This is a genomic window from Streptomyces sp. 2323.1 (genome assembly GCF_900221035.1).
GTDB lineage: Bacteria > Actinomycetota > Actinomycetes > Streptomycetales > Streptomycetaceae > Streptomyces > Streptomyces sioyaensis.
The window spans coordinates 5871091-5895641 of sequence record NZ_LT907981.1 but is presented as its reverse complement, the minus strand read 5'-3'; the positions used below and the strand labels follow the sequence as shown (position 1 = coordinate 5895641).

Annotated in this window: 18 protein-coding genes; 10 read left to right on the top strand and 8 right to left on the bottom strand. The window is 71.9% G+C overall.

Features of this window, described 5'->3' with window-relative positions; genetic code table 11:
• Positions 1-82: 82 nt before the first annotated feature.
• Both aceE and CPH93_RS25360 read left to right on the top strand, forming a co-directional pair.
• Entirely contained in the window at positions 83-2755 is a 2673-nt protein-coding gene (gene aceE / locus CPH93_RS25365; protein WP_096214186.1) for a pyruvate dehydrogenase (acetyl-transferring), homodimeric type, read from the top strand.
• A 242-nt stretch (positions 2756-2997) separates the two neighbouring features.
• On the top strand, positions 2998-4017 hold the full coding sequence (locus CPH93_RS25360; RefSeq protein ID WP_096214185.1) for a helix-turn-helix transcriptional regulator: 1020 nt from the start codon (positions 2998-3000) through the stop codon (positions 4015-4017).
• Positions 4018-4114: 97 nt separating this feature from the next.
• Here CPH93_RS25360 and CPH93_RS25355 read toward each other — a convergent pair whose 3' ends face one another.
• Together CPH93_RS25355 and CPH93_RS25350 are read right to left on the bottom strand one after the other, a co-directional pair.
• Positions 4115-5029 carry an SDR family oxidoreductase gene (locus CPH93_RS25355; RefSeq protein ID WP_096214184.1) on the bottom strand — a complete coding sequence of 305 codons (915 nt, stop codon included), beginning with the start codon at positions 5027-5029 and terminating at the stop codon, positions 4115-4117.
• A 153-nt stretch (positions 5030-5182) separates the two neighbouring features.
• Complete coding sequence (locus CPH93_RS25350; protein WP_096214183.1) at positions 5183-7105, bottom strand: hypothetical protein; 1923 nt, start codon at positions 7103-7105, stop codon at positions 5183-5185.
• A 262-nt stretch (positions 7106-7367) separates the two neighbouring features.
• Between CPH93_RS25350 and CPH93_RS25345 the strand changes: the two genes are divergently transcribed.
• The 3 genes from CPH93_RS25345 (at position 7368) to CPH93_RS25335 (ending at position 10499) form a co-directional block, all read left to right on the top strand.
• Positions 7368-7886, top strand: coding sequence for a DUF4240 domain-containing protein (locus CPH93_RS25345; RefSeq protein ID WP_093482808.1), 519 nt, complete (start codon positions 7368-7370; stop codon positions 7884-7886).
• An 81-nt stretch (positions 7887-7967) separates the two neighbouring features.
• Positions 7968-8852 carry a TIGR01777 family oxidoreductase gene (locus CPH93_RS25340; protein WP_096214182.1) on the top strand — a complete coding sequence of 295 codons (885 nt, stop codon included), beginning with the start codon at positions 7968-7970 and terminating at the stop codon, positions 8850-8852.
• A gap of 246 nt (positions 8853-9098) precedes the next feature.
• Entirely contained in the window at positions 9099-10499 is a 1401-nt protein-coding gene (locus tag CPH93_RS25335) for an NAD(P)/FAD-dependent oxidoreductase (protein WP_096214181.1), read from the top strand.
• A gap of 13 nt (positions 10500-10512) precedes the next feature.
• Here the strand turns inward: CPH93_RS25335 and CPH93_RS25330 are convergent, their stop codons facing one another.
• Positions 10513-11964, bottom strand: coding sequence for a regulator (locus CPH93_RS25330; protein WP_093482811.1), 1452 nt, complete (start codon positions 11962-11964; stop codon positions 10513-10515).
• A 279-nt stretch (positions 11965-12243) separates the two neighbouring features.
• Here CPH93_RS25330 and lipB point away from each other — a divergent pair, with 279 nt between their 5' ends.
• From lipB to CPH93_RS25310, 4 genes are all read left to right on the top strand, one after another.
• Positions 12244-13068, top strand: a complete 825-nt coding sequence (lipB, locus tag CPH93_RS25325; RefSeq protein ID WP_231976956.1) for a lipoyl(octanoyl) transferase LipB — start codon at positions 12244-12246, stop codon at positions 13066-13068.
• 162 nt (positions 13069-13230) lie between these two features.
• The gene (gene lipA / locus CPH93_RS25320; RefSeq protein WP_093482813.1) at positions 13231-14181 is read left to right on the top strand and encodes a lipoyl synthase; all 951 of its coding nucleotides are present in this window, start codon (positions 13231-13233) and stop codon (positions 14179-14181) included.
• Positions 14182-14392: 211 nt separating this feature from the next.
• Complete coding sequence (locus CPH93_RS25315) at positions 14393-14623, top strand: SCO2195 family GlnR-regulated protein (protein WP_093482814.1); 231 nt, start codon at positions 14393-14395, stop codon at positions 14621-14623.
• Between the two features lie 10 nt (positions 14624-14633).
• Complete coding sequence (locus tag CPH93_RS25310) at positions 14634-15344, top strand: DUF4191 domain-containing protein (RefSeq protein ID WP_040899413.1); 711 nt, start codon at positions 14634-14636, stop codon at positions 15342-15344.
• Positions 15345-15610: 266 nt separating this feature from the next.
• On the opposite strand, the gene CPH93_RS25305 is transcribed toward CPH93_RS25310, so the two are convergent.
• The gene (locus tag CPH93_RS25305; protein WP_173909882.1) at positions 15611-16078 is read right to left on the bottom strand and encodes an RDD family protein; all 468 of its coding nucleotides are present in this window, start codon (positions 16076-16078) and stop codon (positions 15611-15613) included.
• Between the two features lie 347 nt (positions 16079-16425).
• Between CPH93_RS25305 and glnA the strand changes: the two genes are divergently transcribed.
• The gene (gene glnA / locus CPH93_RS25300) at positions 16426-17835 is read left to right on the top strand and encodes a type I glutamate--ammonia ligase (protein WP_093482816.1); all 1410 of its coding nucleotides are present in this window, start codon (positions 16426-16428) and stop codon (positions 17833-17835) included.
• A gap of 149 nt (positions 17836-17984) precedes the next feature.
• On the opposite strand, the gene CPH93_RS25295 is transcribed toward glnA, so the two are convergent.
• From CPH93_RS25295 to CPH93_RS25280, 4 genes are all read right to left on the bottom strand, one after another.
• Entirely contained in the window at positions 17985-18785 is an 801-nt protein-coding gene (locus tag CPH93_RS25295) for a hypothetical protein (protein ID WP_096214179.1), read from the bottom strand.
• Positions 18782-19081 (bottom strand): hypothetical protein, encoded by a 300-nt coding sequence (locus CPH93_RS25290; protein ID WP_197708713.1) that lies wholly within the window; start codon positions 19079-19081, stop codon positions 18782-18784. Before CPH93_RS25290 ends, CPH93_RS25295 begins: the two co-directional genes overlap by 4 nt.
• 250 nt (positions 19082-19331) lie before the next feature.
• Positions 19332-23633 carry a WD40 repeat domain-containing protein gene (locus tag CPH93_RS25285; RefSeq protein WP_231976955.1) on the bottom strand — a complete coding sequence of 1434 codons (4302 nt, stop codon included), beginning with the start codon at positions 23631-23633 and terminating at the stop codon, positions 19332-19334.
• Entirely contained in the window at positions 23630-24499 is an 870-nt protein-coding gene (locus CPH93_RS25280; RefSeq protein WP_173909881.1) for a hypothetical protein, read from the bottom strand. Before CPH93_RS25280 ends, CPH93_RS25285 begins: the two co-directional genes overlap by 4 nt.
• Positions 24500-24551 lie beyond the last annotated feature (52 nt).

Genomic DNA, 24551 nt, shown 5'->3' with positions numbered 1-24551 from the left:
GGGCCCGCCGTCCTGCCCTGTGGACGCGGACCCGGCCACGACGACACCCCGAGCTTCCCTCCCGTCCGGAAAGGGGCCACCCATGCCCGACCCCGTGCGCCTGCCGTACAGCCAGCTCGACCAGCTCCCGGACCGTGATCCCGAGGAGACGGCCGAATGGCGTGAGTCGCTCGACGCCGTCACCGAGGCAGCGGGCCCGCATCGCGCCGCCTATCTGATGCGCCGTGCCCTGGAGCACACCGCGCGCACCGAAGGCACCGCCCTGCCGTCGCTGCTGGAGACGGAGTACGTCAACACCATCCCGACCTCCGCCGAGCCCGAATTCCCGGGCGACGAGGCGATGGAGGCCCGGATCACCGCCTGGAACCGCTGGAACGCCGCCGCGATGGTCACCCGCGGCTCCAAGCTGGGCCTCGGCGGCCACATCGCCACCTTCGCCTCCGCCGCCTGGCTCTACGAGACCGGCTTCCAGCACTTCTTCCGCGGCAAGGAGGGCGACGGCAGCGGCGACCAGCTCTACATCCAGGGCCACGCCTCCCCCGGCGTCTACGCCCGCGCCTTCCTCGAAGGCCGCCTCACCGAGGACCACCTCGACCACTTCCGCCAGGAGGCCGGCGGCGAGGGCCTGCCGTCCTACCCGCACCCGCGGCGGCTGCCGTGGCTGTGGGAGTTCCCCACCGTCTCCATGGGCCTGGGCCCGCTCTCCGCGATCTACCAGGCGCGCTTCAACCGCTACCTGGAGCACCGCGGCATCAAGGACACCAGCAACTCCCACGTCTGGGCGTTCCTGGGCGACGGCGAGATGGACGAGCCCGAGTCGACCGCCGCACTGGCGCTGGCCGGCCGCGAGGGCCTGGACAACCTGACCTTCGTCATCAACTGCAACCTGCAGCGCCTCGACGGCCCGGTCCGCCCCAACTTCAAGATCGTGCAGGAGCTGGAGGCCCAGTTCCGCGCGGCCGGCTGGAACGTCGTCAAGTCGCTGTGGGGCCAGGCCTGGGACGAGGTCTTCGCGCGCGACACCGACGGCGCGCTGATCCGCCGCCTGGGCGAGACCCCCGACGCGCAGTTCCAGACGTACGCCACCCGCGACGCCGCCTACCTGCGCGAGCACTTCTTCGGCGCGAACGCGTCCCTGCGGGCCCTCGCCGCCACGCTCTCCGACGCCAAGCTTCTGGAGCTGTTCCAGACCTCCCGGGCCGGCCACGAGCCGCGCAAGGTCTACGCCGCCTACAAGGCCGCCGTCGAGCACAAGGGCGCGCCGACCGTCATCCTGGCGCAGACCGTCAAGGGCTACACCCTCGGCGCGGGCTTCGAGTCCCGCAACGCCAACCACCAGATGAAGAAGCTCACCATGGCGGAGTTCCGCACCATGCGTGACGTGCTCGAACTCCCCATCCCGGACAGCGCGCTGGAGGGCGACCTGGTGCCGTACTGGCGCCCGGCCGAGGACTCCCCCGAGATGGTCTACCTGCGCGAGCGGCGCGCCGCCCTCGACGGCCCGGCGCCCGCCCGCAAGGTCGTCGACAAGCCGCTGCCGATGCCCGCCGACAAGGCCTTCGACGCGCTGAAGAAGGGCTCCGGCAGCCAGGAGATCGCCACCACCATGGCGTTCGTCCGGCTGATCAAGGACCTGATGCGGGACAAGGAGACCGGCAAGCGCTGGGTGCCGATCGTCCCCGACGAGGCGCGCACCTTCGGGATGGAGTCGCTCTTCCCGACCGCCGGCCTCTACTCCCCCAGGGGCGCGACGTACGACCCGGTCGACCGCGACCAGCTGCTCTGGTACAAGGAAGCCAAGGACGGCCAGATCCTCAACGAGGGCATCACCGAGGCCGGTTCACTCGCCGACTTCACCGCCGCCGCGACGTCCTACGCGACGCACGGCGAGCCGATGATCCCGTTCTACATCTTCTACTCGATGTTCGGCTGGCAGCGCACCGCCGACCAGTTCTGGGCGCTGGCCGACCAGTTGGGCCGCGGCTTCGTCATCGGCGCCACCGCCGGCCGCACCACGATGACCGGCGAGGGCCTCCAGCACGCCGACGGCCACTCGCACCTCATCGCCTCCACCAACCCGGCGGCGCTCTCCTACGACCCGGCCTTCGCCTACGAGGTGGCGGTCATCGTCAAGGAGGGCCTGCGCCGGATGTACGGTCCCGAGGCCGAGGACGTCTTCTACTACCTGACGGTCTACAACGAGACCAAGGTCCAGCCGGCCATGCCGCAGGGCGTCGAAGAGGGCATCCTCAAGGGCCTGTACCGCTTCAACGAGGGCACCCGGCCCGAGGCCGACAGCCCGCAGCTGCAGCTGCTGGCGTCCGGCACCGCCATCCACTGGGCCCTGGAGGCACAGCAGCTGCTGGCCGACGACTGGGGCGTGGCGGCCGACGTGTGGTCGGCGCCGTCCTGGACGGAGCTGCGCCGGGACGCCCTGGAGTGCGACGCCGCCCGGCTGGAGGGCGAGGACCGGATCCCGTACGTCACCCGTGCGCTGGCCGGTGCGCCCGGCCCGGTCGTCGCGGTCAGCGACTGGATGCGGGCGGTTCCGGACCAGATCGCGCCGTGGGTCGAGCAGGACTGGACCTCCATCGGTACCGACGGCTTCGGCCTGTCCGACACCCGCGAGGCGGCCCGCCGGCACTTCGGTGTCGACCCGCAGTCGGTGGTCGTCCAGGCGCTGGCCGCCCTCGCCCGCCGCGGCGAGGTCAAGCCGGAGGCCGTCAAGGAAGCCCGGGAGCGCTACGGGCTGTGACCCATGGGCGGACCCGGCACCGGGTCCGCCCGCCCTCCGGGGCACCCCCAACTCCCGTGCGGAGGCCACCATCCCGCGCCCGGGGCCTTCGCACGGGAACCCGCTCCGCCCGGCCGGTCACGCCCTGATCGCGGCCGGGCGGGCTTTTTTGCCGGCGGGGTGGCGGTGTGGCCGTGGCGGCCGGGCCGGCCCGGCCACCGCCGTCCCCGGCCGCTGTCAGTGGTCCCCGGCATGATGAAGACATGCGTGCTGCCCGGCTGATCAAGATGGTGTTGCTGCTCCAGGCGCGGCCGTCGATGACGGCCGCCGAGCTGGCGCGCGAGTTGGAGGTCTCCGAGCGTACGGTCGCCCGCGACGTCCTCTCGCTCTCCGAAGCCGGCGTCCCGGTCTACGCGGACCGCGGCCGGGCCGGCGGCTACCGCCTCATAGGCGGCTACCGCACCCGGCTGACCGGCCTCGGCCGCAGCGAGGCGGAGGCGCTGTTCCTGTCCGGAGTGCCCACGGCGCTCCGCGAGATGGGCCTCGCGGACGCCGCCTCCGCCGCGCGGCTGAAGGTCTCCGCCGCGCTGCGGCCCGAGCTGCGGGACGCCGCGTCGGGCGCCGCCCAGCGCTTCCACCTCGACGCACCCGGCTGGTATCAGGAGCCCGAGCCCCCCGAGCTGCTCCCCGCGATCGCCGATGCGGTCTGGGACGACCGCCGGATCACCGCCCGCTACCTCCGCAAGGACACCGAGGTGGAGCGGGAGTTGGAGCCGTACGGCCTCGTGCTGAAGGCGGGGGTCTGGTATCTGGCGGCGCGGGTGGACGGGGACTACCGCGTCTACCGGGTCGACCGGTTCACCGCCGTGACGGCCGACGAGGGCGCCGCGGCTGTCGGGGCTACTGGGGCTACCGAGGCCTCGGACGGCCGGTTCAGCCGGGACGAGTCCTTCGACCTGCCCGCGTTCTGGGCGGAGCGGGCGGCCCAGTTCGCCCGGTCGATCCTCCGCGAGGAGGTGGTGCTGCGGCTCTCCGCGCGCGGAGTGCGCCAGCTGCCGTACGTCACCGAGCGCGCCGCGGCCCGCGAGGCGATAGCCCGGGCGCAGGCGGCGGACGGCCCCGATGAGCAGGGGCGGCTGACGGTCACCCTGGCCGTGGAGTCCGCCGAGGTCGCCTACGCCCAGTTGCTGTCGCTCGGCCCGGAGGGCGAGATACTCGCGCCCGGCGAGCTGCGTGCGCGCATGGCGGCGGCCGCCCGCCGGACGGCCGCCCTGTATGCGTAGCCGGGGGGCATGCCTGGCCGGGCGGCATGCGTGGCCGGGCGGCATGCGTGGCCGGGCGGCATGCGTGGCCGGGCGGCCGTTCCGCCGCGGACGGCTGCTACCGGTAGTCGGCCGCCGTCGCGTCCCGGCCGCCGAAGACCACCTCGTCGAAGTAGCCGAAGCAGTCGGGCCGGGAGCCGTCGGTGTCGGTGAAGCCGTACACCTTCGCCAGCTGACCGCTGGAGAGCGAGCAGCCGCTCCAGCGTTCCTTGTCCGGGTCGGCGGCCAGCGCGCGTACGCCGCGGGCGATCAAGGCCGGCGACTCGGCGATGGCGAAGTGCGGCTCCTTGGCCACCGCGTCGCGCCAGGTCTCCTCCGTCACCCCGAAGTGGTCCAGCATCGCCTCGGACCGGAGGAAGCCGGGGGTGAGCGAGACCGCCGTGCCGCCGTGTTCCCTGAGCTCGGCGGCGAGACCGAAGGCGATGCGGTGGGGAGCGTTCTTGGTCAGGTCGAAGCACAAGTTGTCGCGGTAGCGGCGGTTGAAGTCGGCGGTGCCGTCGGTGATCTCGACGACCAGCCCGCCGGGCCGCCGGATCAGCAGCGGCAGCGCGTAATGGCCGGTGATGAGGTGGGAGTCGATGCCCAGGCGGAGCATCCGCAGCCCGCCCGCCAGATCGAGGTCCCACAGCCGAGTGTCGAACTCGATCAGCCGGTCGCCGCCCCAGAGGCTGTTGACCAGCACATCCAGCCGTCCCTGCGCGCGGTCGATCCGCTCGACCAGTGCCTTGACCTGCTCCGGTTCAAGATGGTCGGTCGGCACGGCGATGCCGGTGCCGCCCGCCGCGGTGACCAGCTCCGCGGTCTCCTCGATGGTCTCCGTGGGCCGTCCGACCTCGCTGACCCGCTCCCGCGTCGTCCGCCCCGTCACGTACACCAGGGCCCCGGCCCGGCCCAGCTCGACCGCCATCGCCCGGCCCGCGCCCCGGGTCGCCCCGGCGACCAGCGCCACCCGTCCCGCCAGTTCTTTCGTCACGTACGCCACTCCTCGCTGTCAGGTGCCTCGCATCCGTCCACGGCGACCGACCCTGACAGCGAAACCGGACATCTCCTGTCGGGAATCGGCCGGGATTCCCGATGGCTCCGTGCGGCGCCCTCCCCGGGGGGCCGCCCCTTACCAGCGCCCCCTTTACGGGCCGAACGCCCGCACGGGCGCGCCGTTCCGCAGCCGTCCGGTGACCGTTGCGGGGGTGTCCGGGGCGGCCGGGGCGGCCAGTGTGCTCTCGTTGCCGGTGGCCCGTACGCCGCCGGTGGCGTCGATGCCGCCGACCTCCCGGCTGCCGGCCGCGAGCAGATACGACCGACCGGACGGCGCCCGCCAGCGGACCTGACCCACCACATGCGGCCCGAAGGGGCTGCAGGCGGCGGTGTTCGCGGCCCGCCCGGCGATCCGCCCCGGGTCCGTCGGGCGCACGGCGGGCGGCAGGAACTGAATCGTCGCGCTCCCGGGCCCGCGCCAGGTGTCGGCGCGGGTACACACCCAGGTCGCCCGGCCGGCGCCCTCCGGGAGGCGTTGCTCGGCGAACGCCCAGTCGGTGACGGACCGTACGCCGGTGCCGCGCAGCGACCCGAGCGAACAGGCGGTACGGGCCCAGCTCTGCAGCGCCGCGGCGCCGGTGGCCTCGTGCGGTCCGGCACCCGGGGTGCCACCGGACGACGGCGGCGGCACGTATCCGAGATGCACGGGCACGAGGTCGTTGAGGTCGGCCAGGAGGAAGGTCGCGTCGTCGGCGTGGCCGGCGTTCTCCACGACCCGGGTCGAGGGCCTGAACCGGGCGACCGGCCAGCGGCCGCAGCCGCTGCCCGGCGCGGGCGGGGCCAGGATCCGGTCGGTGACCCCGTCCGGTGCGACGTGCAGCGCGTGCGGCGGGGCGGCCGGCGCCAGCAGATCGCGGGTGGTGACCTCGGAGATCCAGGGCGCGAGCAGATAGCGCATCCAGCCGTTGCCGCGGCCGATCACCAGCGCGGCGCCGGTGGTCAGGTCCGCGTCGTCGACCCGGGCGAAGTGCAGGGTGGGCGTGGCGTCTTCGGGCTCGGCGTAGCGCACCAGCCGCTCGCCGTCGTGGAAGACCACCACCATCACCGCGTCGATCAGCCCCGCGTACAGCAGCTGCGGCGGATGGTCCGGCGGCCGGGTGGAGGTGCCCGCGGTCGCGGTGATCCGGGCATCGGCGGGCGGCGCCGCCCAGACCCGCAGGGCCCGCCCCAGCAACTCCTGGTCGCCGGCCTGCCGGCCGCGGACGGGCCAGGCGGTGAAGTCCACCCGGGAGGTGTCCGCCCACTGGTCGTTGGGGGTGCGCACCAGCCGGGCCGGTTCCAGCGCCTGCTCCGCGACGGTCTCGGCCCGCACCGGCCGGTCCCGCACGCCCTGCCACACCCCGGCCGCCGCCGCGCCGAAGGCCAGTACGGCCACCAGCGCGGCCACCCCCCGCAACCGCTGCCGGCGGCGCAGCAGATCCGTCGGCCGGGTCTGCACCGTGCAGGGGTCGAACTCCCCGGAGTTCAGCATCACCCCGGCGCCGGCCCCGGTCTCCCGGTCCAGCTGCTCGGCCGCCCGCTGCGCCGCGTCCGGTGCGGGCGCCCCGGCCTGTTCGAGGACGGTGCGCGCGGCCTCCTCGTCCAGGCCCTCCAGATGCCACAGCCCGAGGGTGGCGCGGACCGACGCGGGGACGGCGGACAGCGCCTGGTCCAGGGCGAGTTCCTCGGCGCCGCCGGCCCGCGGGAACAGCCGCAGCCCCCAGACCTGCGGCAGGACCGGCAGCCCCCGGCCCGGCCGCCCCTCGTACGCCAGCGCCAGCCGCAGGGCCCGCAGCCGCACCAGGTCGTAGCCGGTCTCGGCCGCCGGGCCGCGCTGGGCCGGCAGCCCGCCGTCCGGCCGCCGCAGCCGGGCCCGCGGCAGTGCCCGCTGGACCAGGGCGTGTGCGGTCAGGACCCGGCGGTGGCGGCCCATCGACGGGGGCAGGACGAGGTAGGCGAGGCGGACGAGCCGTGGATAGTGCTCGACGATGGCCGCCTCGGCCCGTTCGACATCGGCCCGGGTACGTTCGTCCATGGGCATGGCCTGGAACAGCCCTTCGCAAAATGGCGGATATGCCGTCGTGGGTGGTGCACGCCTTCCAACGAGTGATTCTTGGGGCGGTCACCCGAGGGCACACCGGGCGGCGCGGAGCGGGCGCCGGCCCGAACACTCCGTCACCGATCCGAACATCCCGTCACCGCAGCGGACACCGCGTCACCGATCCGGATAACGACCCCGTCGCATCCGGGGTACTCCGCATGCGGCGGGGCCCGCCAGGGCCGATGCTGGAGCGGTGATGGACGAGACGGAGTTCTGGGAACTGATCGACGGTTCCCGCGAGGCGGCCGAGGGCGACCCCGAAGAGCAGGCCGATGCGCTGGTCGAGCGGCTGCTCGGGCTCGATCCGGACGCCGTCGTGGACTTCGCCCGTCACTTCGAGGCGCGCTACAACCGGGCGTACTCCTGGGACCTGTGGGCCGCGGCCACGATCCTGCTGGGCGGCGCCAGCGACGACGCCTTCGACTACTTCCGCTGCTGGCTGATCGGCCAGGGCCGGGAGGTCTTCGAGGGCGCGCTGCACGACCCGGACCAGCTCGCCGAGCTGCTGGACGACTTCGACGAGGCGGTGGACGGCGACGCCGAGGAGCTGGGCTACGCGGCCGACGAGGCGTACGAGCAGATGACCGGCGGGGTGATGCCCGATCTGGCACTGCCGGCGCCGCCCCGTGAACCGCTCGGCGGCTACCTCGACTTCGACGACGACCAGGGCCTGGCGGAGCGCTTCCCCCTCCTCTGGGACCGTTTCCGGTCCTGACGTCCGAGCGGGCGTCCGCCGACGCGGCGGGGGCGGGCCCCGGATGCCGCCGCGGGCCCGTGGCTGCGGCAGTATGGCCCCATGCGGATCGCGATCACCGGCTCGACCGGACTCATCGGCACGGCGCTCGCCCGGTCCCTGCGCGCGGACGGCCATGACGTCGTCCGGATCGTCCGGCGTGCCCCCGGGGCGGCCGACGAGGTGCGCTGGGACCCCAAGCGCCAGGAGGTGGACACGGCTGGGCTGGCCGGCTGCGAGGCGGTCGTCCATCTGGCCGGTGCCGGGGTCGGCGACCACCGCTGGACGAGCGCCTACAAGCAGGAGATCCGCGACAGCCGGGTGCTGGGCACCCGGACCCTCGCCGCGGCACTCGCCGCCATGGACACCCCGCCGCGGGTCTTCGTGTCCGGCAGCGCGATCGGCTACTACGGCGACACCGGAGACCGGCGTACGGACGAGAGCGCACCGGCCGGCCACGGGTTTCTGCCGGAGGTCTGCGTGGCGTGGGAGGACGCCGCGAAGCCGGCCCGGGAGGCGGGCATCCGCACCGTCTTCGCCCGCACCGGTCTGGTCGTGGCCCGCTCGGGCGGCGCCTGGGGCCGGCTCTTCCCCATCTTCCGGCTCGGCCTCGGCGGCCGGTTCGGGGACGGCAGCCAGTACTGGAGCTTCATCTCCCTGGCGGACCACATCGCGGCGCTGCGCCACCTCATCGACACCGGCGACCTGACCGGGCCGGTCAACCTCACGGCGCCGGAACCGGTCACCAACCGCGAGGCGACCGCCGTGATGGGCCATGTCCTGAACCGCCCCACGCTGTGCACCGTTCCGGCGCCGGTGCTGCGCGCCGCCCTCGGTGAGTTCGCCGGCGATGTGCTGGGCAGTCAGCGGGTCGTCCCGCGACGGCTGCTGGACTCGGGGTTCGTCTTCCGCCACCCGCGGATCATCGACGCGATCCGGGCGGCGTAGGCACGGCCGGGGCGGGGCGGGGCGGGACCGGGGCCGGACGGCCGGTCCGCACGACGGCTGCCTGTCGGACCGCGCACCGCCCGCACCACAAGCCATTCTTCGGCCAAGGCTGCACTGCCCTCCAGCCGCCCCCTGTCGCACGAACCGCCCGGTTCCTACCGTCCTCTCACGCACCTCTGGCATCCCCTGAGGCCACAGTGGGCATGACAACGGTGCCGCCATTGGGACCGACCTCGGGAGGGGCATGTGCTGCGCACCGCATCGGCCGTGGACGTCGTCATTGTGGGAGCCGGCCCGGCCGGACTCGCCGCCGCCCGCCATCTGACCGGCGCCGGGGTGTCGGTCGCCGTCCTGGAAGCCTCACCGGAGATCGGCGGCCGGTCCGTCACCGACCATCTCGACGGTTTCCGGCTGGACCACTGCGGCCGGCCGCTGGCCGTCTCCGCCACCGAGCTGCGCCGCACCCCGGGCCTCGGCGAGCTGACGCCGCGTCCGTTCGCGCCCGGCTTGAGCGTCCACAACGGACAACGGGTGCAGCGCATCAGCGCCCCCCGAAGCACCCGAGGCGCACTGTCGGCGGCCCGCGCCCTGGTGCGGGCCGACCGTCGTACGGAGCGCCGGACGGACCGTCAGGCAGCCCGCCAAACGGGCCGTCTCCCCGACCGGCGGGCCGAACAGGACGCGGACCGCCGCACGGTGCGCCGCCTCGACCGCCGCACCGGCCGCGCAGCGCCCTCGTACGCCACTCCCCCCGCCGCCCCCGCCTCGGGCGTCGACCGCCCCATCCGCGACGCGCTGGCGAGCCGCCCGGCCTTCCCGCCCCGCGCCCATGACGCGTTCCTGCGGCCCCTGCTGGGCGCGCTGCTGTGCGATCCGCAGCTGCGCGGCTCCAGCCGGGGCGCCGCGGCCGCGCTGCGCGGCTATGCGGAGGGGCAGCTGTGGCTGCCGGCCGGCGGCGCCTTCGCCGTCCCCGAACTCCTCGCCGCCGCCCTGCCGCCCGGCACGGTCCGTACCTCCGTGCGGGTCACCGCGGTCTCCACAACGGGCGTGCACACCGCCGAGCACGGCCCCGTCCCCTGCCGGGCGGTACTGGTGGCCACCGGCGCCCGCGCTGCGGCCGAGCTGCTGCCGGGGCTGCGGGTGCCCGCCTTCCACCCGGTGACGGTCCTGCACCACACCGCGGCGACGTGCGGGGGCCGTGGTGCGTCCTCCCGCGACACCGCGCTGATCCTGCCGACGGACGGCCCGGTCGCGTACACCTACGCCGCCGGCGCGATCGACCCGTCCCGTACGCCGCCGGGCCGGGCCCTGCTCACCACGGTCGTGCTCGGCGCCGCGGCGGGGCTGCCGCCGGCCGTCCTCGACCGGGCGGTCCGCCCCCAGCTGGACCGCATCCACGGTGCGCAGTCCCGCGAGCTGCTGACGACCCATCACGATCCGTACGCGGTACCGGCGATGCCCGCCCCGCACGACCCGGAGCGCCCGGTGCGGGTGCTCGCCGGCCTCTACGTATGCGGCGATCACCGCGACACCGGCACCCTCCAGGGCGCCCTCAACTCGGGCCGCCGCGCGGCCCGGGCCATCCTCCAGGACTTCGGCCTGCCGGCCCTCACCACCGAACCGGACACCCTGCCCGCGGCGGCCTGACCGGGGCGGCGCCTCAGCCCAGCGCCGCCACCCGCTCGCGGTACCCACGCACCGCCGCCGCGTCCCGGTACGGCTCCAGGCGGCGCTCGAATTCCCTGACGTACTCATGGGCCCGCACGGACCGCATCTCGGAGGCCTGGAGCGCCGCCTCGGCACCGAGCGTGCAGGCCTGCTCCAGCTCGCCCAGGCCCAGCCGCGCGGTCGCCAGCACCACCCGGCAGAAGAGCCGGCTGCGCGCGAAGCCGGCCGCGCGCAGCTGGAGCGAGCGCTCGGCGTGCTGGGAGGCCGCGCGGTACTGCTGGAGGTCGCGGTGGCAGTGCGCCAGTTCGTCGGCGAGCTGTGCCTCGTCGAAGAAGCGCGCCCAGTACGGGGTCTCGTCACCGGGGCGGACGGTCTCCAGCGCCCGCTCGGCGCGGGCCAGCGCCGCCGTGCAGGCCCGGACCTCGCTCAGGACACCGTGACCGCGCGCCTCCGCGGCGTGCAGCAGCGCCTGCACGGCGGGCGGCGCGCTGCTGCCGATGCCCTGCTGGGCGACCCGGGCCAGCTGGACGGCCTCCCTGCCGTGCCCCAGGTAGACGGCCTGCCGGCTCATCGTCACCAGGACGTAGGAACCGTAGGCCCGGTCGCCGGCGGCCTGGGCCAGCCGCAGGGCCTGGACGAAGTACCGCTGGGCCAGTCCGTGGGCGGCGATGTCGTACGAGGTCCAGCCCGCCAGCCGGGTCAGATCGGCGGCGGCGGCGAACAGCCGGCGGCCGGTGGCCTCCCCGTAGCTGCCGCGCAGCATCGGCTCGGCCTCGTGCTCCAGATAGCGGACCAGGGCCTGCCGGGCGTGCCCGCCGCCGTAGGCGTGGTCCAGCGCCCGGAACAGCTCGCCGACCGAGCGCAGCGCCGCGATGTCGCCGGAGGTGACCCGGGAGCCGTGGGTGCGGTCGACCTGTTCGGTGCGGCGCTGCCGCGGCACCGCGGCCCGGCCCTGCAGGGGCACCCGGGCCGGCCCGTCGGCGGCCTCGCCACGGGCGACCCGTTCGTCGGCGCGGCCGATCAGCCAGTCGCGGCTGGGCACCACGAGCCCGGCCGGCGTGAAGGCGATCTTGCGGAGCTCGGCATGGCTGCCGGAGTCCTTGCGCCACAGGCCGCTGACGATGTCCACCGCCTCGCTGGGGGTCGCGGCGAACTCCAGCCCTGCGTACACCGGCGCGCAGGCGTCCAGGCCCAGGTCCTGGGCGGACAGCCGGCGGCCGAGCCGGCGGGTGAACACCTCCGCGATCAGGGCGGGGGTGGTGCCCCGTGGCTGCTGGCCGCGCAGCCAGCGGGTCACCGACGTCTTGTCGTAGCGGAGGTCGAGGCCATGCTCGATGCCGAGCTGATCAACCCGTCTGGCCAGCCCGGCATTGGAGAATCCCGCCTCGGCGATGAGCGCGGCGAGCTGGCGGTTGGGCGTGTGGTGCGGGGGTCGTTCCGTCATCAGCTTTACCGGTCTCCTGCCTTCCGGGCCGCACTGCCGGGTCCGGCGGACCCTGCTCCGGCATTGCTCATCGCCCTTGTGGAACGGCGTGAATGTAACGGCCTTCGGAACCCTGATCACCGCCTGCGCCACGCGTTCATCCGATCGTGTGAGCAGGGGCGAACGGGCCGGACACCGGCCGCCTGCCGGGTCCGGAACGGGCCGCCGTACAGTGGCATGGGCGCAAAGTGGCATCAACGTTGCGGGAAACTGCGACACAGGTTCGAAGAGGAGCTGCCGGTGACTGCGATCTCTCGGGGGGAGACCCCCGCACCCGAGGGGCTGCGCTTTGTGCATCTGGGCTTCGGCGCCGACGCCGTGGAGTACGAAGCGGCATGGCAGGAGCAGCGCCGGGTGCACGCCGCCCGGTTCGCCGACGAGGTGCCCGACACCTGTCTGCTGCTGGAGCACCAGGCCGTCTACACCGCGGGGCGGCGTACGTCCGACGATGAGCGCCCCCTGGACGGGACCCCGGTCGTCGACGTGGACCGCGGCGGGAAGATCACCTGGCACGGCCCCGGCCAGCTGGTGGGCTACCCCATCCAGAAGCTGCCGCGTCCGGTGGACGTCGTGGCCCATGTCCGCCGCCTCGAAGAGGCGCTGATCCGGGTCTGCGCCGAGTTCGGCGTGGAGGGCACCCGGGTCGAGGGCCGCAGCGGCGTGTGGGTTCTGGGCGACACCGTCGGCGCGGCCGAGCAGCGGGCGGCCCTGGGCGGGCTGAACCTCGACTTCGACCCCCGGGTGACGGACGAGCTCTTCGACCCGCGGCTGAACGGTCCCGAGTACGCGCCGTCCAACGCCGGCCAACGCCGTGAGGACCGCAAGCTCGCCGCGATCGGCATCCGCGTCGCCAAGGGCGTCACGATGCACGGCTTCGCGCTGAACGTGAACCCCGACAACACCTCGTTCGACAAGATCGTGCCGTGCGGCATCCGCGATGCCGGCGTCGCCTCGCTGGCCAACGAGCTGGGCCGCGAGGTCACCATCGCCGAGGTGCTGCCCGTCGTCGAGAAGCATCTGCGGGACGTCCTCGAGGGCGCCGAGCTGCTTCCCCGCGCGGTCTGAGCCGACCGATCGGGCAGGTACCTGTCATGCACTCCGGAGACCTCCGGGAATGCCACCCCGCCATACGGGGTTGCCCCGCACGTAAAGACGTGCGAATCAACGGGCGTACCCTGGTGTACGCCGAAGAAACGAATGCTGCGTAAGCAGGAAGGGGCGCCGGTCGTGTCCGCAGTCGCACCCGACGGACGCAAGATGCTGCGCCTGGAGGTCCGGAACAGCCAGACCCCCATCGAGCGCAAGCCCGAGTGGATCAAGACCCGGGCGAAGATGGGTCCCGAGTACAACCACCTCCAGGGCCTGGTCAAGAGCGAGGGCCTGCACACGGTCTGCCAGGAGGCGGGCTGTCCCAACATCTTCGAATGCTGGGAGGACCGCGAGGCCACCTTCCTCATCGGCGGTGACCAGTGCACCCGCCGCTGCGACTTCTGCCAGATCGACACCGGCAAGCCGCAGGAGCTGGACCGCGACGAGCCCCGCCGGGTCGCCGAATCCGTGCAGACCATGGGCCTGAAGTACGCCACGATCACCGGCGTCGCGCGCGACGACCTGGAGGACGGCGGCGCCTGGCTCTACGCCGAGACGGTCCGGCAGATCCACGCCACGATGCCCGGCACCGGCGTCGAGCTGCTGATCCCCGACTTCAACGCGGTCCCCGAGCAGCTCGCCGAGGTCTTCTCCTCCCGCCCGGAGGTGCTGGCCCACAACGTCGAGACGGTCCCGCGGATCTTCAAGCGGATCCGCCCCGGCTTCCGCTACGAGCGCTCGCTGGAGGTCATCTCCAAGTCCCGCGAGGCCGGTCTGGTGACCAAGTCCAACCTCATCCTGGGCATGGGCGAGACCCGCGAGGAGATCAGCCAGGCGCTGCAGGACCTCTACGACGCGGGCTGCGAGCTGATCACGATCACCCAGTACCTGCGCCCGACCGTGCGCCACCACCCCATCGACCGCTGGGTGAAGCCCGCCGAATTCGTGGAGCTCAAGGAAGAGGCCGACGAGATCGGCTACGCCGGTGTCATGTCCGGCCCGCTGGTCCGCTCCTCCTACCGCGCCGGCCGCCTTTACCAGCAGGCCGTCGAGCGGCGCGAGGTCGAGGCGTCCAGTCAGGCGGTTTGAGTTTCCCGGCGCGCCAACTTGTGAAACGTGGCACATGCTGAGGACGCGGCCCGCACTCCCCCAGGACGGGGGGCGTGGGGGCCGCGTCAACGTTTCATAGGTGTTTGACCGGCAGGTCATCCGTTGGTAACACCATTGCGTGACGATGGATGCACGCACCGCTCCCGCACCTACCCCTGCTTCTCCGAACAGATCAGAGGGAGTCACCACCATGCAGGCCGCGCCGCTCCGCGCCACCCCCGCCGCCAGTCCCGCCCTTCCGCTCCCCACGGTCACCGGCGCCCTGCGTGCCGTCGAGGCCGTCCTCCTGCGCGGCGGACAGCGCACCGCCCGTCGTAACGCCTGGACGTCGGTCCTTGAGGACCGCCGCCGCGCCAAGGACCGCCACGAGGCCGAGTACGTACTGGAGGCCGCGGCGACCCGGCGCCCGCACGCCACGTAAACTTCGCTGTATGGCGAGGAAGGCAAACACAGACGGCGCTGCCGGCGCTGAGAACTCCGGGCGACTGAAGCAGATCGCCCTGACCTACAAGATGACCCGTCGGGTCGACTCCAAGGTCGGTCTTGTCGTCGCTGGTGTAGGCATCGTCGTATTCGGCGTTCTCCTTGCCATCGGCTTCGTGATCGGCCACCCCCTCTATGCGGGAATCCTGGGCTTCGTCCTGGCCTTCCTCGCGATGGCGATCGTCTTCGGACGGCGTGCCGAGCGGGCTGCCTTCGGGCAGATGGAAGGCCAGCCCGGTGCGGCGGCGGCCGTGCTGGACAACGTCGGCCGCGGCTGGACGGTCACCCCCGCGGTGGCCATGAACCGCAGCCAGGACGTGGTCCACCGTGCCGTCGGCAAGGCCGGCATCGTGCTGGTCGGCGAGGGCAACCCCAACCGCCTCCGCGGCCTGCTGGCCGCCGAGAAGAAGCGGATGGCGCGCACCGTCGCCGACGCCCCCGTCCACGACATCGTGGTGGGCGACGGCGAGGACCAGGTGCCGCTGAAGAAGCTCCGTACGACGCTGCTGAAGCTGCCGCGCGTACTCCCCGGTGCCCAGGTCACCGCCGTCAACGACCGGCTCCGTGCACTGGGCGACCTGATGAGCAACATGCCCGTGCCGAAGGGCCCGATGCCGAAGGGCATGCGGATGCCCAAGGGCGGCGGCAAGACGCGCTGACCGCCACGGTCCGGCTCCCGCATCCGGCAGCCGCCGGCCCCGGCCCCGGCCCCCGATCGCACGACAACGCCCCGGAATCTTGATTCCGGGGCGTTTCGTATGCGGTGGGGTGCGTGTGAGAGGGGGTGGCGGCTGGTGACGGGCGCCGCCGCCGCGGGCTCACCGGCGTACGTGCCTGGGCCTCACGGACGGCGGCCGGCGGCGTACGGCCGCGGCGCCGCACCGGCCAGGGGCCTGGGGACCTGAGGGCCTGAGGGCCCCACCCCTCACAGACGGACCTGCACGGCGCGCGAGAGGCGATCGTGCAGCCCGCGCCCGTCCCGGTCCCACACCGCGGCGGGGATGACGACGACGAGCAGCAGCGTGCGGACCACGACCCGCGGGAAGGTGATCCGGCCGCCGCCCTCGGCGACCACCCGCAGGCCCAGGAGCCGCTTACCCGGTGTGAAGCCGACCGTGCCGACCGTCAGCACGCTGAGCACCGCGAAGACCAGCAGCGCCCAGTTGCTCGCCGACTGTGCCCGGCCGCCGCTGAGCAGGCCGTATGCGATGAGCATGCACAGCGCCCAGTCGAGGAAGAGCGCGGCGAACCGCCGGCCGGGGCGCGCGATCGAGCCCGGCCCCTCCTTCGGCAGCCCGAGCTGCTGCCCGCGGTATCCGAACTCGACGCCCATGTCCTCGGCTGCCGCGCGGGGCCCGGAGATCCACGATCCGATTGCATGCCTGTTGTCCACCCGACCACGGTACTGCGACCGCCCGCGGGCGATTCCCGGAGGGCCGCCGTGGGCGGGGCCGGGGGCCGTACGGGCCGGGCGCGGGGGCGGCCCGTAGCTGCCTGGGAGCGGCGAGCCGGCCCGGCGGACGGCCGGGGAAAGCGCCGCTCCGGCCGGTCCGGAATGCCCCTTCATGGCGCACACTGGGGGTTAAGAGCGGCCGCGTGCCGGTTAACCTCGGCGAAACAAATGGGTCATGCTTGGGAAATCCCGCCTGCCTATGGTCGGGCAACGCGCCACCGCACATGGTCGCGTTCCGAGTAGCAATCCCGCGTCCGCCGACCGGTGACCGGGCTAGGAGGAGTTGGATGTTCCAGAACGCCGACGAGGCCAAGAAGTTCATCGCGGACGAGGACGTCAAGTTCGTCGACGTCCGGTTCTGCGACCTGCCCGGTGTGATGCAGCACTTCACGATCCCGGCAGCGGCGTTCGACCCGGCCGAGGAGCTCGCCTTCGACGGCTCGTCGATCCGCGGATTCCAGGCGATCCACGAGTCCGACATGGCGCTGCGCGCGGACCTGTCGACGGCCCGGGTGGACCCCTTCCGCCGGGACAAGACCGTCAACATCAACTTCTTCATCCACGACCCGATCACGGGCGAGCAGTACAGCCGCGACCCGCGCAACATCGCCAAGAAGGCCGAGGCCTACCTCGCCTCCACCGGCATCGCGGACACCGCGTTCTTCGGTCCGGAGGCCGAGTTCTACGTCTTCGACAGCGTCCGCTTCGAGACCTCGTCGAACCAGTCCTTCTACCACATCGACTCCGAGGCCGGCGCCTGGAACACCGGGTCGGAGGAGAACAACCGCGGCTACAAGGTCCGCTACAAGGGCGGCTACTTCCCGGCCCCTCCGGTCGACCACTTCGCCGACCTGCGCGCCGAGATCTCCCTGGAGCTGGACAAGGCCGGCCTGCAGGTCGAGCGCCAGCACCACGAGGTCGGCACCGCCGGCCAGGCCGAGATCAACTACAAGTTCAACACGCTGCTCGCCGCGGCCGACGACCTGATGCTGTTCAAGTACATCGTCAAGAACGTCGCCTGGCGCAACGGCAAGACCGCGACCTTCATGCCCAAGCCGATCTTCGGTGACAACGGCTCCGGCATGCACGTCCACCAGTCGCTGTGGCAGGGCGGCGCGCCGCTCTTCTACGACGAGCAGGGCTACGCGGGCCTCTCGGACACCGCCCGCTACTACATCGGCGGCATCCTCAAGCACGCCCCGTCGCTGCTGGCCTTCACCAACCCGACGGTGAACTCCTACCACCGCCTGGTCCCCGGCTTCGAGGCCCCGGTCAACCTGGTCTACTCGCAGCGCAACCGCTCCGCGGCCATGCGTATCCCGATCACGGGCTCGAACCCCAAGGCCAAGCGCGTCGAGTTCCGCGCCCCGGACCCGTCCTCGAACCCGTACCTCGCGTTCTCCGCCCTCCTCCTCGCGGGCCTGGACGGCGTCAAGAACAAGATCGAGCCGGCCGAGCCGATCGACAAGGACCTCTACGAGCTCGCCCCCGAGGAGCACGCCGGCGTCCCCCAGGTCCCCACGTCCCTCCCGGCCGTCCTCGACGCCCTTGAGGCCGACAACGAGTACCTCCAGCAGGGCGGCGTCTTCACCTCCGACCTGATCGAGACCTGGATCGACTACAAGCGCGCCAACGAAATCGCCCCGATCCAGCTGCGGCCGCACCCGCACGAGTTCGAGCTTTACTTCGACATCTAGAAAGTAAAGCTCGAACTCGGCAGCCGAAGGAAAGGCTCAGAGCGGTTGCCTCCACTCGGGTGGAGGCAACCGCTCGTCGTCTGTCGCGACCCCTCTGTTGGTTACCGACTGTCTTTTGCCGAACCCGGACCGTCAACGCGGCACGGACGCTATCCCACGTCGCGGGCCGGCTCGGTCTCGAACGCCATGAGCGTCATCCCTGCGACGTGGATGACGGCGTTCCACTCGTCCTGGGTCAAGTCCGGGAATTCCTCCAGTACACAGCTGGGGACAGGACAGCCACCAGCGCTCAGCACTACCTTCGCGAAGGCCAAGCCCGAGCGGCTGAGGCACAAGCGCGGCCCTTGCTGGGGCTCCCCGATGTGCAGCACCGCGATGCGCTGAGCGGCGTCCTTGTTGTCGGGTGTCTCCGACGCGAAGTTCAGGAGTGCAGTCCGCAATTGTGCAGTGAGTTCGTCCTGGTGCAGATCAGGGCGTTCCGAAATGGCAGCCAGCGCCTGGCAAAATCGCTCTCTCGCTACCGACCGGGGCGGTCTCGGGGCGACCTGCGGATGTTGGCCGGCGTCGGCGCGCACAGGTTCGGGCTCCGACTGAAGGCCAATGAAGATGAGCTTGGAGACCAGCAGTACGGCCTCCCACTCCTCCTGGCACAGAGTCGGGCAACTCTCCTGCACCTGGGGCGGAAGGTCGCTCTGGTCTGCGTACAGGAGCACGTCCGGCAGCTCTACGTCATAGTCCGCAAGCCGAAGACCGAGGCTTCGTCCCCAGGGGTGGTCCTCAGAGCCAACGGTGACCAGGTCGATGCGCGATTGCTCGCCCAGCGCCTCGGAGGCCAGTTCGCGCAGCGCGGTGGTGACTGCCGCACCGAGGACGGTCTCGTTTACGTCACCCCTTTCGCCGACACACAGCAGGGAATCGCGCAGGCGTCCGCGCGGCGATGACGGATTCATCGTCTCCTCCTCCCGCCCCCGCCTGAGGGGAGCGGCTGGACGGTCGTCTTCTCGACGTACTTGTTGAACTCATCGATCTTGTCCGCCGGTACCGCATAGCGACCTGACTCGTTGGTCGGCTTGATCTCGTACTGTTTCAGGCAGGCCAACACCTCTGGCTTGCAGTGGAATTCCATTTTGTGGGTGTAATTCTTGCCCTTGCCCAGCGTGTTGGGGTCGACCTTGCCGGTCTGGGCGATCCACTTTGGCTGCCGTTCGTGGCCAGGCCTCGGGACAGGGCCCCCGTTCGGCTTCACCGCGGCGCTCGCCTGGTCTTTGGCGATTGGTGGCGATTGGGTGCGAGGTCTTGATCGGGTGTCTTGCGGACTGTGTGCGGGGTGCTGCGCTGTCGGTCGGGTGGGCCGACCTCGGCGTGGTGAGGTGGATCCGCAAGACTGAAGTGAAAGGCGGCACTACTGCCGCAGAATGCTCATGATCTCGCGTGCCTTGGCGATTGCAGCCCGGGGCCCCCATGCGCCGCCATTGCGGAAGAAGAGCGCACCCAAATCAGCGTGGCTCACGCGGCGGACGCCGCCCAAAGACCGCTACATCGGCGCCCATGCTGAGTACGAGATCCCCCTCGGTCGTAAGGGCGACAGCCTGGGGACTGCTCGCCGCCAGGAGCCCGGCGGGCTCGCCTGTACGAAGGTTCCACGCCCGTACCGTCCCATCGAGCTCACCGCCGCTTGAAACCGCGATCGGGGTGCCGTTCAGGACGGTGCACGCCACCGCGCCCACCGGGCCGTTGTGACCGATCAAGGGCTGGTCGAGCGGCTTGCCGGAGAGCAGATCCCAAGCCAGCACCCTCCCGTCACTGCCGCCGGTTACCGCGACCGGCATACCGTCCAGGCTCGTACACGCCACCGCGAACACTCCGCCGTCGTGTCCTTCCAGGGGCGAGCCGATGGGCTTGCCGGAGGGCAGATCCCATAACCGCACCGTCCCGTCGCCCCCGCCGGTCACCGCGACCGGCCTGCCCTGCCAGCTCGCACACGCCACAGCGCGCACCCAGCCCTCGTGACCTTTCATGGGAGGACCGAGGGGCGTACGGGAGGCCAGATCCCAACCTCGCACCGTCCCGTCCTGTCCGCCGCTCACCGCGAGCGGCCTGCCCTGCCAGCTCGCGCACGCCACAGCGCGCACCCAGTCGTCGTGGCCGGTCAAGGGATTGCCGATCGGGGTACCGGAGGCCAGATCCCACACGCGCACCTTGTGGTCCTCGCCGCCGGTCAACGCGACCTGCTTGCCATTCAGGCCCGTGCACGCCACCGCGTATACCGTTCCGTCGTGCCGAGTCATGGGCCTGCCGACAGGGGTACCGGAGGTCAGGTCCCACACCCGTACGGTTGCGTCGCTGCTGCCGGTCACCGCGACCTGTCTGTTGTTCAGGCTTGTGCACGCCACGGCGTACACCCAGTCGTCGTGGCCGGTGCGCGGATTGCCGAGCGGAGTGCCGGCGGTGAGGTCCCATACCCGGACCGTCCCCTTGCCCTCGCCGCCGCCGGTTACTGCTACAGGGGTGTCGTCCAGCCTCGTACAGGCCACCGAATTCACCCAGTCGCCGTGGCCGACCATTGGCTGTCCGATGCGGGTACGAGAGGGCAGATCCCACAGGCGTACAGTCCTGTTGCTGCCGGTCACCGCGACCGAATTGCCCGACCACGCCACTGCTCGCACCCAGTCGTCGTGGCCGGTCAGGGGTTTGCCGAGAGAGGTACCGGAGGCCAGATCCCACACGCGCACCTTGTGGTCCTCGCCGCCGGTCAACGCAACGGGCTTGCCGTTCACGTTCGTGCAAGCCACCGTGTAAACCCTGCCGGCGTGACCGGTCGGGGCACCGAGGCGTCTTAGGGAACCGAGGTGTGTTCCGGAGGGCAGATTCCACGCGCGTACGGTGCCGTCACTGCCGCCGGTCACCGCGATGGGCGCACCCTCCCGGTGCGTACACGCGACCGCCAGCACCTCGCCTCTGTGGCCGGGCAGGGGATCGCCGAGGGGCGTACCGGAGGCCAGGTCCCACACCCTTACCGTGCCGTCACTGCCGCCGGTCACCGCGATGGGCGCGCTCTCCCGGTACGTACACGCGACCGCCAGCACCTTGCCGTCGTGGCCGGTCAGGGGGCGCCCCCGGGCGGTGCCGGAGACCAGGTCCCATACGCGCACCGTTCCATCATCGCCGCCCGTCACGGCGACGGGGGTTTTGGCGAGCTTCGTGCATGCCACCGCGAGCACCTTGCCGTCATGGCCGGTCAGGGGCTGGCCGACAGCCGTACCCGCGGCCAGATCCCACACCCGCACCGTCCCGTCGTCGCCGCCGGTCACCGCGACCGGCCTGCTGCCCAGGCTGGTACACGCCACCGCTCTCACCCTGTCCTCGTGGCCGGTCAGGGTGTCGCGCAACGCCGGGGAAAAGTTGCTTCCCGTGGCCCACCGGGGTGCCCAGTTCCCCTCCGGGATGTGGTCGGCCAACTGCTGCTGCAAGGAGTCGGCGCCTGCCCGCGCGGCGTCCAGGGCGAGTACCTGTCGGCGGACCGCCGCGGTAGCGGTTCCGTGGACGCTGATGGAGGCGCGGTAGACCGCTGCCGTCAGCCGGGCACGCTCGGTGCGGGCGTGGTGCAAGTGTGGGGTGAGGCCGCGGGGGATGGCGTGGACGAGGTATTCGGTGTCGGTGGCGGTCTCGTCGAGGCGTCCGGCTGCGGCCGCGTGGGTGGCAAGGTAGTTGAGGGTGTAGGGGTGTGCGCGGGACCAGTCGCGGGTCGAATCGCCCCGGTAGGGCACGCGGTCGATCAGGACGTCGGTGAATGCCGCGTGCACGGCTTGCGGGTCGATGCCGTCGCGCAGGTGCTCTGCCAGGGCCTGGTGGTAGAGGCGGTAGGCGGAGCGACCGGATTCGGTGGCTTCCACGGCGTAGGAGCCGGCCGTGTCGCGCAGCCACAGGAGGTCGTCGTCGGTGTAGGTACGGGCAGAGATCGCGGAGGCCAGCGGGGCCCAGATGTCTTCCCAAGGCAGACCCTGGCCTTCGGCGAAGGCCAGGGGGCGCAGGAGGTCCGCGGCCCGTTGCGCGTCCGGGCCCAGGCGGTGCATGAGGTCGTCGTGCATGGCCTGTCCGGGCAGGCGGGGCAGGCTGTTCTGCCACTGCCGGTCCGACGGGTCGGCGATGACGTCGTCGGCTGCGGCGAGGGTGCCGGCGGCGATGCGGGCGACGAGGAACGAGGTTCCGGCGGCACCGGCGACCGCTTGGGCGACCGGAGCTGCTGCTTCGGGGTGCCGGCTGTAGGGAGAGGTGCGGTGGGCGTCGAGCAGGTTGTAGACGGTGTAGGCCTGCAGCGCCTCAGGGTCGGCGTAGCGGGGGTCGTCGAGGTCGACGACCTGCTCGCTGGTGGAGTGGTGCTTGGCGGTGATGCCGAGGCGGTCCAGGAGGTGCGGGCGCGTGCCGAGCAGGAGGCGGATGCGGCCGTCCGAGTGGTCGATCAGGGGGCGCAGGATCTGTGAGCACAGGGTGTCGGGTGTGGCGGCCTCGTCCAGGGCGTCGATGAGGACGGTGAACGGCCGCTCGCCCTGTCGTGCGCCCAGGGCTTCGAGCAGTTCGCCGACGGTGTCGGCGTGCACGTGGGCCGCGGCGGCCAGTGCGTGCAGCACGTCGGTGTCGGTGAGGTTCTGGGCGTAGACGGTGACGTCGAGCGCGCCTTCCTCGGGGATCAGTTGGGGGGCGAGGTTGAGGGAGTCGATGGGGACGGTGCGGCGGCGTTCGGGATGGGCCAGGGCGGCGATCAGGCCGAGTACGGCGGTCTTGCCCGAGCCGGGGCCCGCGGTGACGACCCGGCACGTCGATTCGCTGCCGGTGCCGGGCGATCGGAGCCAGGTCGCGAGGTGGTCCAGGGCTGCGTGGCGGCCGCAGAACCACCAGCCCTGGGAGGCGTCGCCGTGGTAACCCATGGCGCGTACCAGCAGGCGGGTGGTGAATTCGGTGTCGCGGCGCCGGGCCTGTTCGTCGAACTCGGCGGCCTGCTGGACGGCCAGGTCCACGTCGGTCAGCCGGGTGCTGTGACGCGGGTTGGGCAAGAAGGCGGGCGGCTCCCCGGTCAGCCCGATCAGGGCCAGGCCGATGCGCTGGTACGTGGGCCGGTCACGGTGGTCGTTCATCTGCTGCACCACGGCGGACACCGACAGCGTATCCGGGCCGTGACCGGCGGTGGCCTGGCTGGCCACCGCCTCGGTGAGCAGGTGGGGGAAGGCGCCGGCCTTGGCCTGCTGGTGCGGCTGGGCGGAGGAGACCACCACCAGCCCCGATCCGGTGGTCTGTCCCCACTTCGCGCCGATGCGTCCCAGGGCGGCCGCGGCCAGTTCGTTGCCGCCCTGCCCGGAGTAACAGGTGTCCAGCAACAACATCAGCCGCCGTACCTTCGTTCCGACCAGCATTTTGCGGGCCAGCTCCACGGCGGGCAACGAGGTACCGGCGATATTGTCCCCGTCGCTCTCCGCGGTCAACAAGACGTACTCGCCGCCCTCGTCGAGGACCTCGCCATGGCAGGCCAGGTAGACCACGATCACGTCGTCCTCGCGACGGTCCGGAGACGTGCAGAACGCGTTCAACTGGCCGGTCAGCTGGGTGCCGGTGGGGTCCAGCCCGAGGCCGGTGTAGTGCTGGTAGCCCAGCTCGCCCGTGAACAGTTCGATGACGCGCTCACGGGCGTCGACCAGCTCCCGCCGGTCCAACTCAGGGGAATTGGGGTACCGGGAGACGGCGGTGGCGATCAGGAACCGGCGCGCCTCCTCCGTACCCGCACCGTTGCTGTGCAGAGCGGTCATGCCAGCCCTTCCACGATCGCGCGCCCGCACAACTCATTGGTCAGATACGCGGTCGCATCATGCGCGTGGGAACCGTTGTGCACCCGCGCCGAACGCAGGCCCTCACCGAAAGCCGGGCGCAGATCCTTCACCAGCGCGACCACATCGCCCTTATCAGCGATGTTCGTCCACACCAGGTCCCGCCCACCCGGCCACACCCCCTGCGCTGCGCGGCCCAACCCGACCGGCCGGGGCTCCAGCCGATGGAAAATCAAGTTCGGGATGCCCAGCGGAGACCCCAGGGTCACCAAGGCCCGCACCCGATGGCCGGGCAGGGCGCACAGCGCCTCATAGGCGACCACCGAGCCCAGGGAGTGCGCCACCACCACCCGGGTGTCCTCCCCGATGGCACCGATCACCCGTGTACGAGCCCGGGTCCGCAACTCGGCGTCGAGGAGATAGCGGTGGACCTGTTTCAAGTCGAAGACCATGGAGCGCAGGGCGAGCCCGGCGAAGAACCGCGACCCCGAGAGGGCCCGCAACGCGGCCTGCACCGAGCGCGGCGTCGCAATGAGAGTGTCCGCACCAGGAGGCACCACGCCGGGGTCGCTCTCGGCCGCCGCACGCCACCAGGCCCGCAGCAGCTCCTGCTCGAAACCCTCGCCCACATCGGCGGCCGTGAAGCGAGGATCCCCGACCGCGAGATACTGCCCGGCCGGTCGGAACAAGTCCCCATAGAACGCCATCGCCACATCCGACTCGGACACGGCATCGCCGACCCCCGCGCGACGCAACCCATCGGCCAGAGCAGGCTGCCACTCCTTCAACAGCGTGCTTTCGCCTAACAGTTGCTTGCCGATCCCGTGCACCCCCACCACACGCGGCATCAAGAACCCCCGGAACTCTCTCAGCTGTAAGAAGCACTGTAGGCACACCCAC

Excerpts from the sequence above, each read along its gene's own strand:
- CPH93_RS25330 (WP_093482811.1), bottom strand. The coding sequence starts at position 11,964 with ATGACGGAACGACCCCCGCACCACACGCCCAACCGCCAGCTCGCCGCG.
- aceE (WP_096214186.1), top strand. The coding sequence starts at position 83 with ATGCCCGACCCCGTGCGCCTGCCGTACAGCCAGCTCGACCAGCTCCCG.
- CPH93_RS25310 (WP_040899413.1), top strand. The coding sequence starts at position 14,634 with ATGGCGAGGAAGGCAAACACAGACGGCGCTGCCGGCGCTGAGAACTCC.
- CPH93_RS25350 (WP_096214183.1), bottom strand. The coding sequence starts at position 7,105 with ATGGACGAACGTACCCGGGCCGATGTCGAACGGGCCGAGGCGGCCATC.
- CPH93_RS25360 (WP_096214185.1), top strand. The coding sequence starts at position 2,998 with ATGCGTGCTGCCCGGCTGATCAAGATGGTGTTGCTGCTCCAGGCGCGG.
- CPH93_RS25285 (WP_231976955.1), bottom strand. The coding sequence starts at position 23,633 with ATGACCGCTCTGCACAGCAACGGTGCGGGTACGGAGGAGGCGCGCCGG.
- glnA (WP_093482816.1), top strand. The coding sequence starts at position 16,426 with ATGTTCCAGAACGCCGACGAGGCCAAGAAGTTCATCGCGGACGAGGAC.
- CPH93_RS25340 (WP_096214182.1), top strand. The coding sequence starts at position 7,968 with ATGCGGATCGCGATCACCGGCTCGACCGGACTCATCGGCACGGCGCTC.
- CPH93_RS25280 (WP_173909881.1), bottom strand. The coding sequence starts at position 24,499 with ATGCCGCGTGTGGTGGGGGTGCACGGGATCGGCAAGCAACTGTTAGGC.
- CPH93_RS25295 (WP_096214179.1), bottom strand. The coding sequence starts at position 18,785 with ATGAATCCGTCATCGCCGCGCGGACGCCTGCGCGATTCCCTGCTGTGT.
- CPH93_RS25315 (WP_093482814.1), top strand. The coding sequence starts at position 14,393 with ATGCAGGCCGCGCCGCTCCGCGCCACCCCCGCCGCCAGTCCCGCCCTT.
- CPH93_RS25345 (WP_093482808.1), top strand. The coding sequence starts at position 7,368 with ATGGACGAGACGGAGTTCTGGGAACTGATCGACGGTTCCCGCGAGGCG.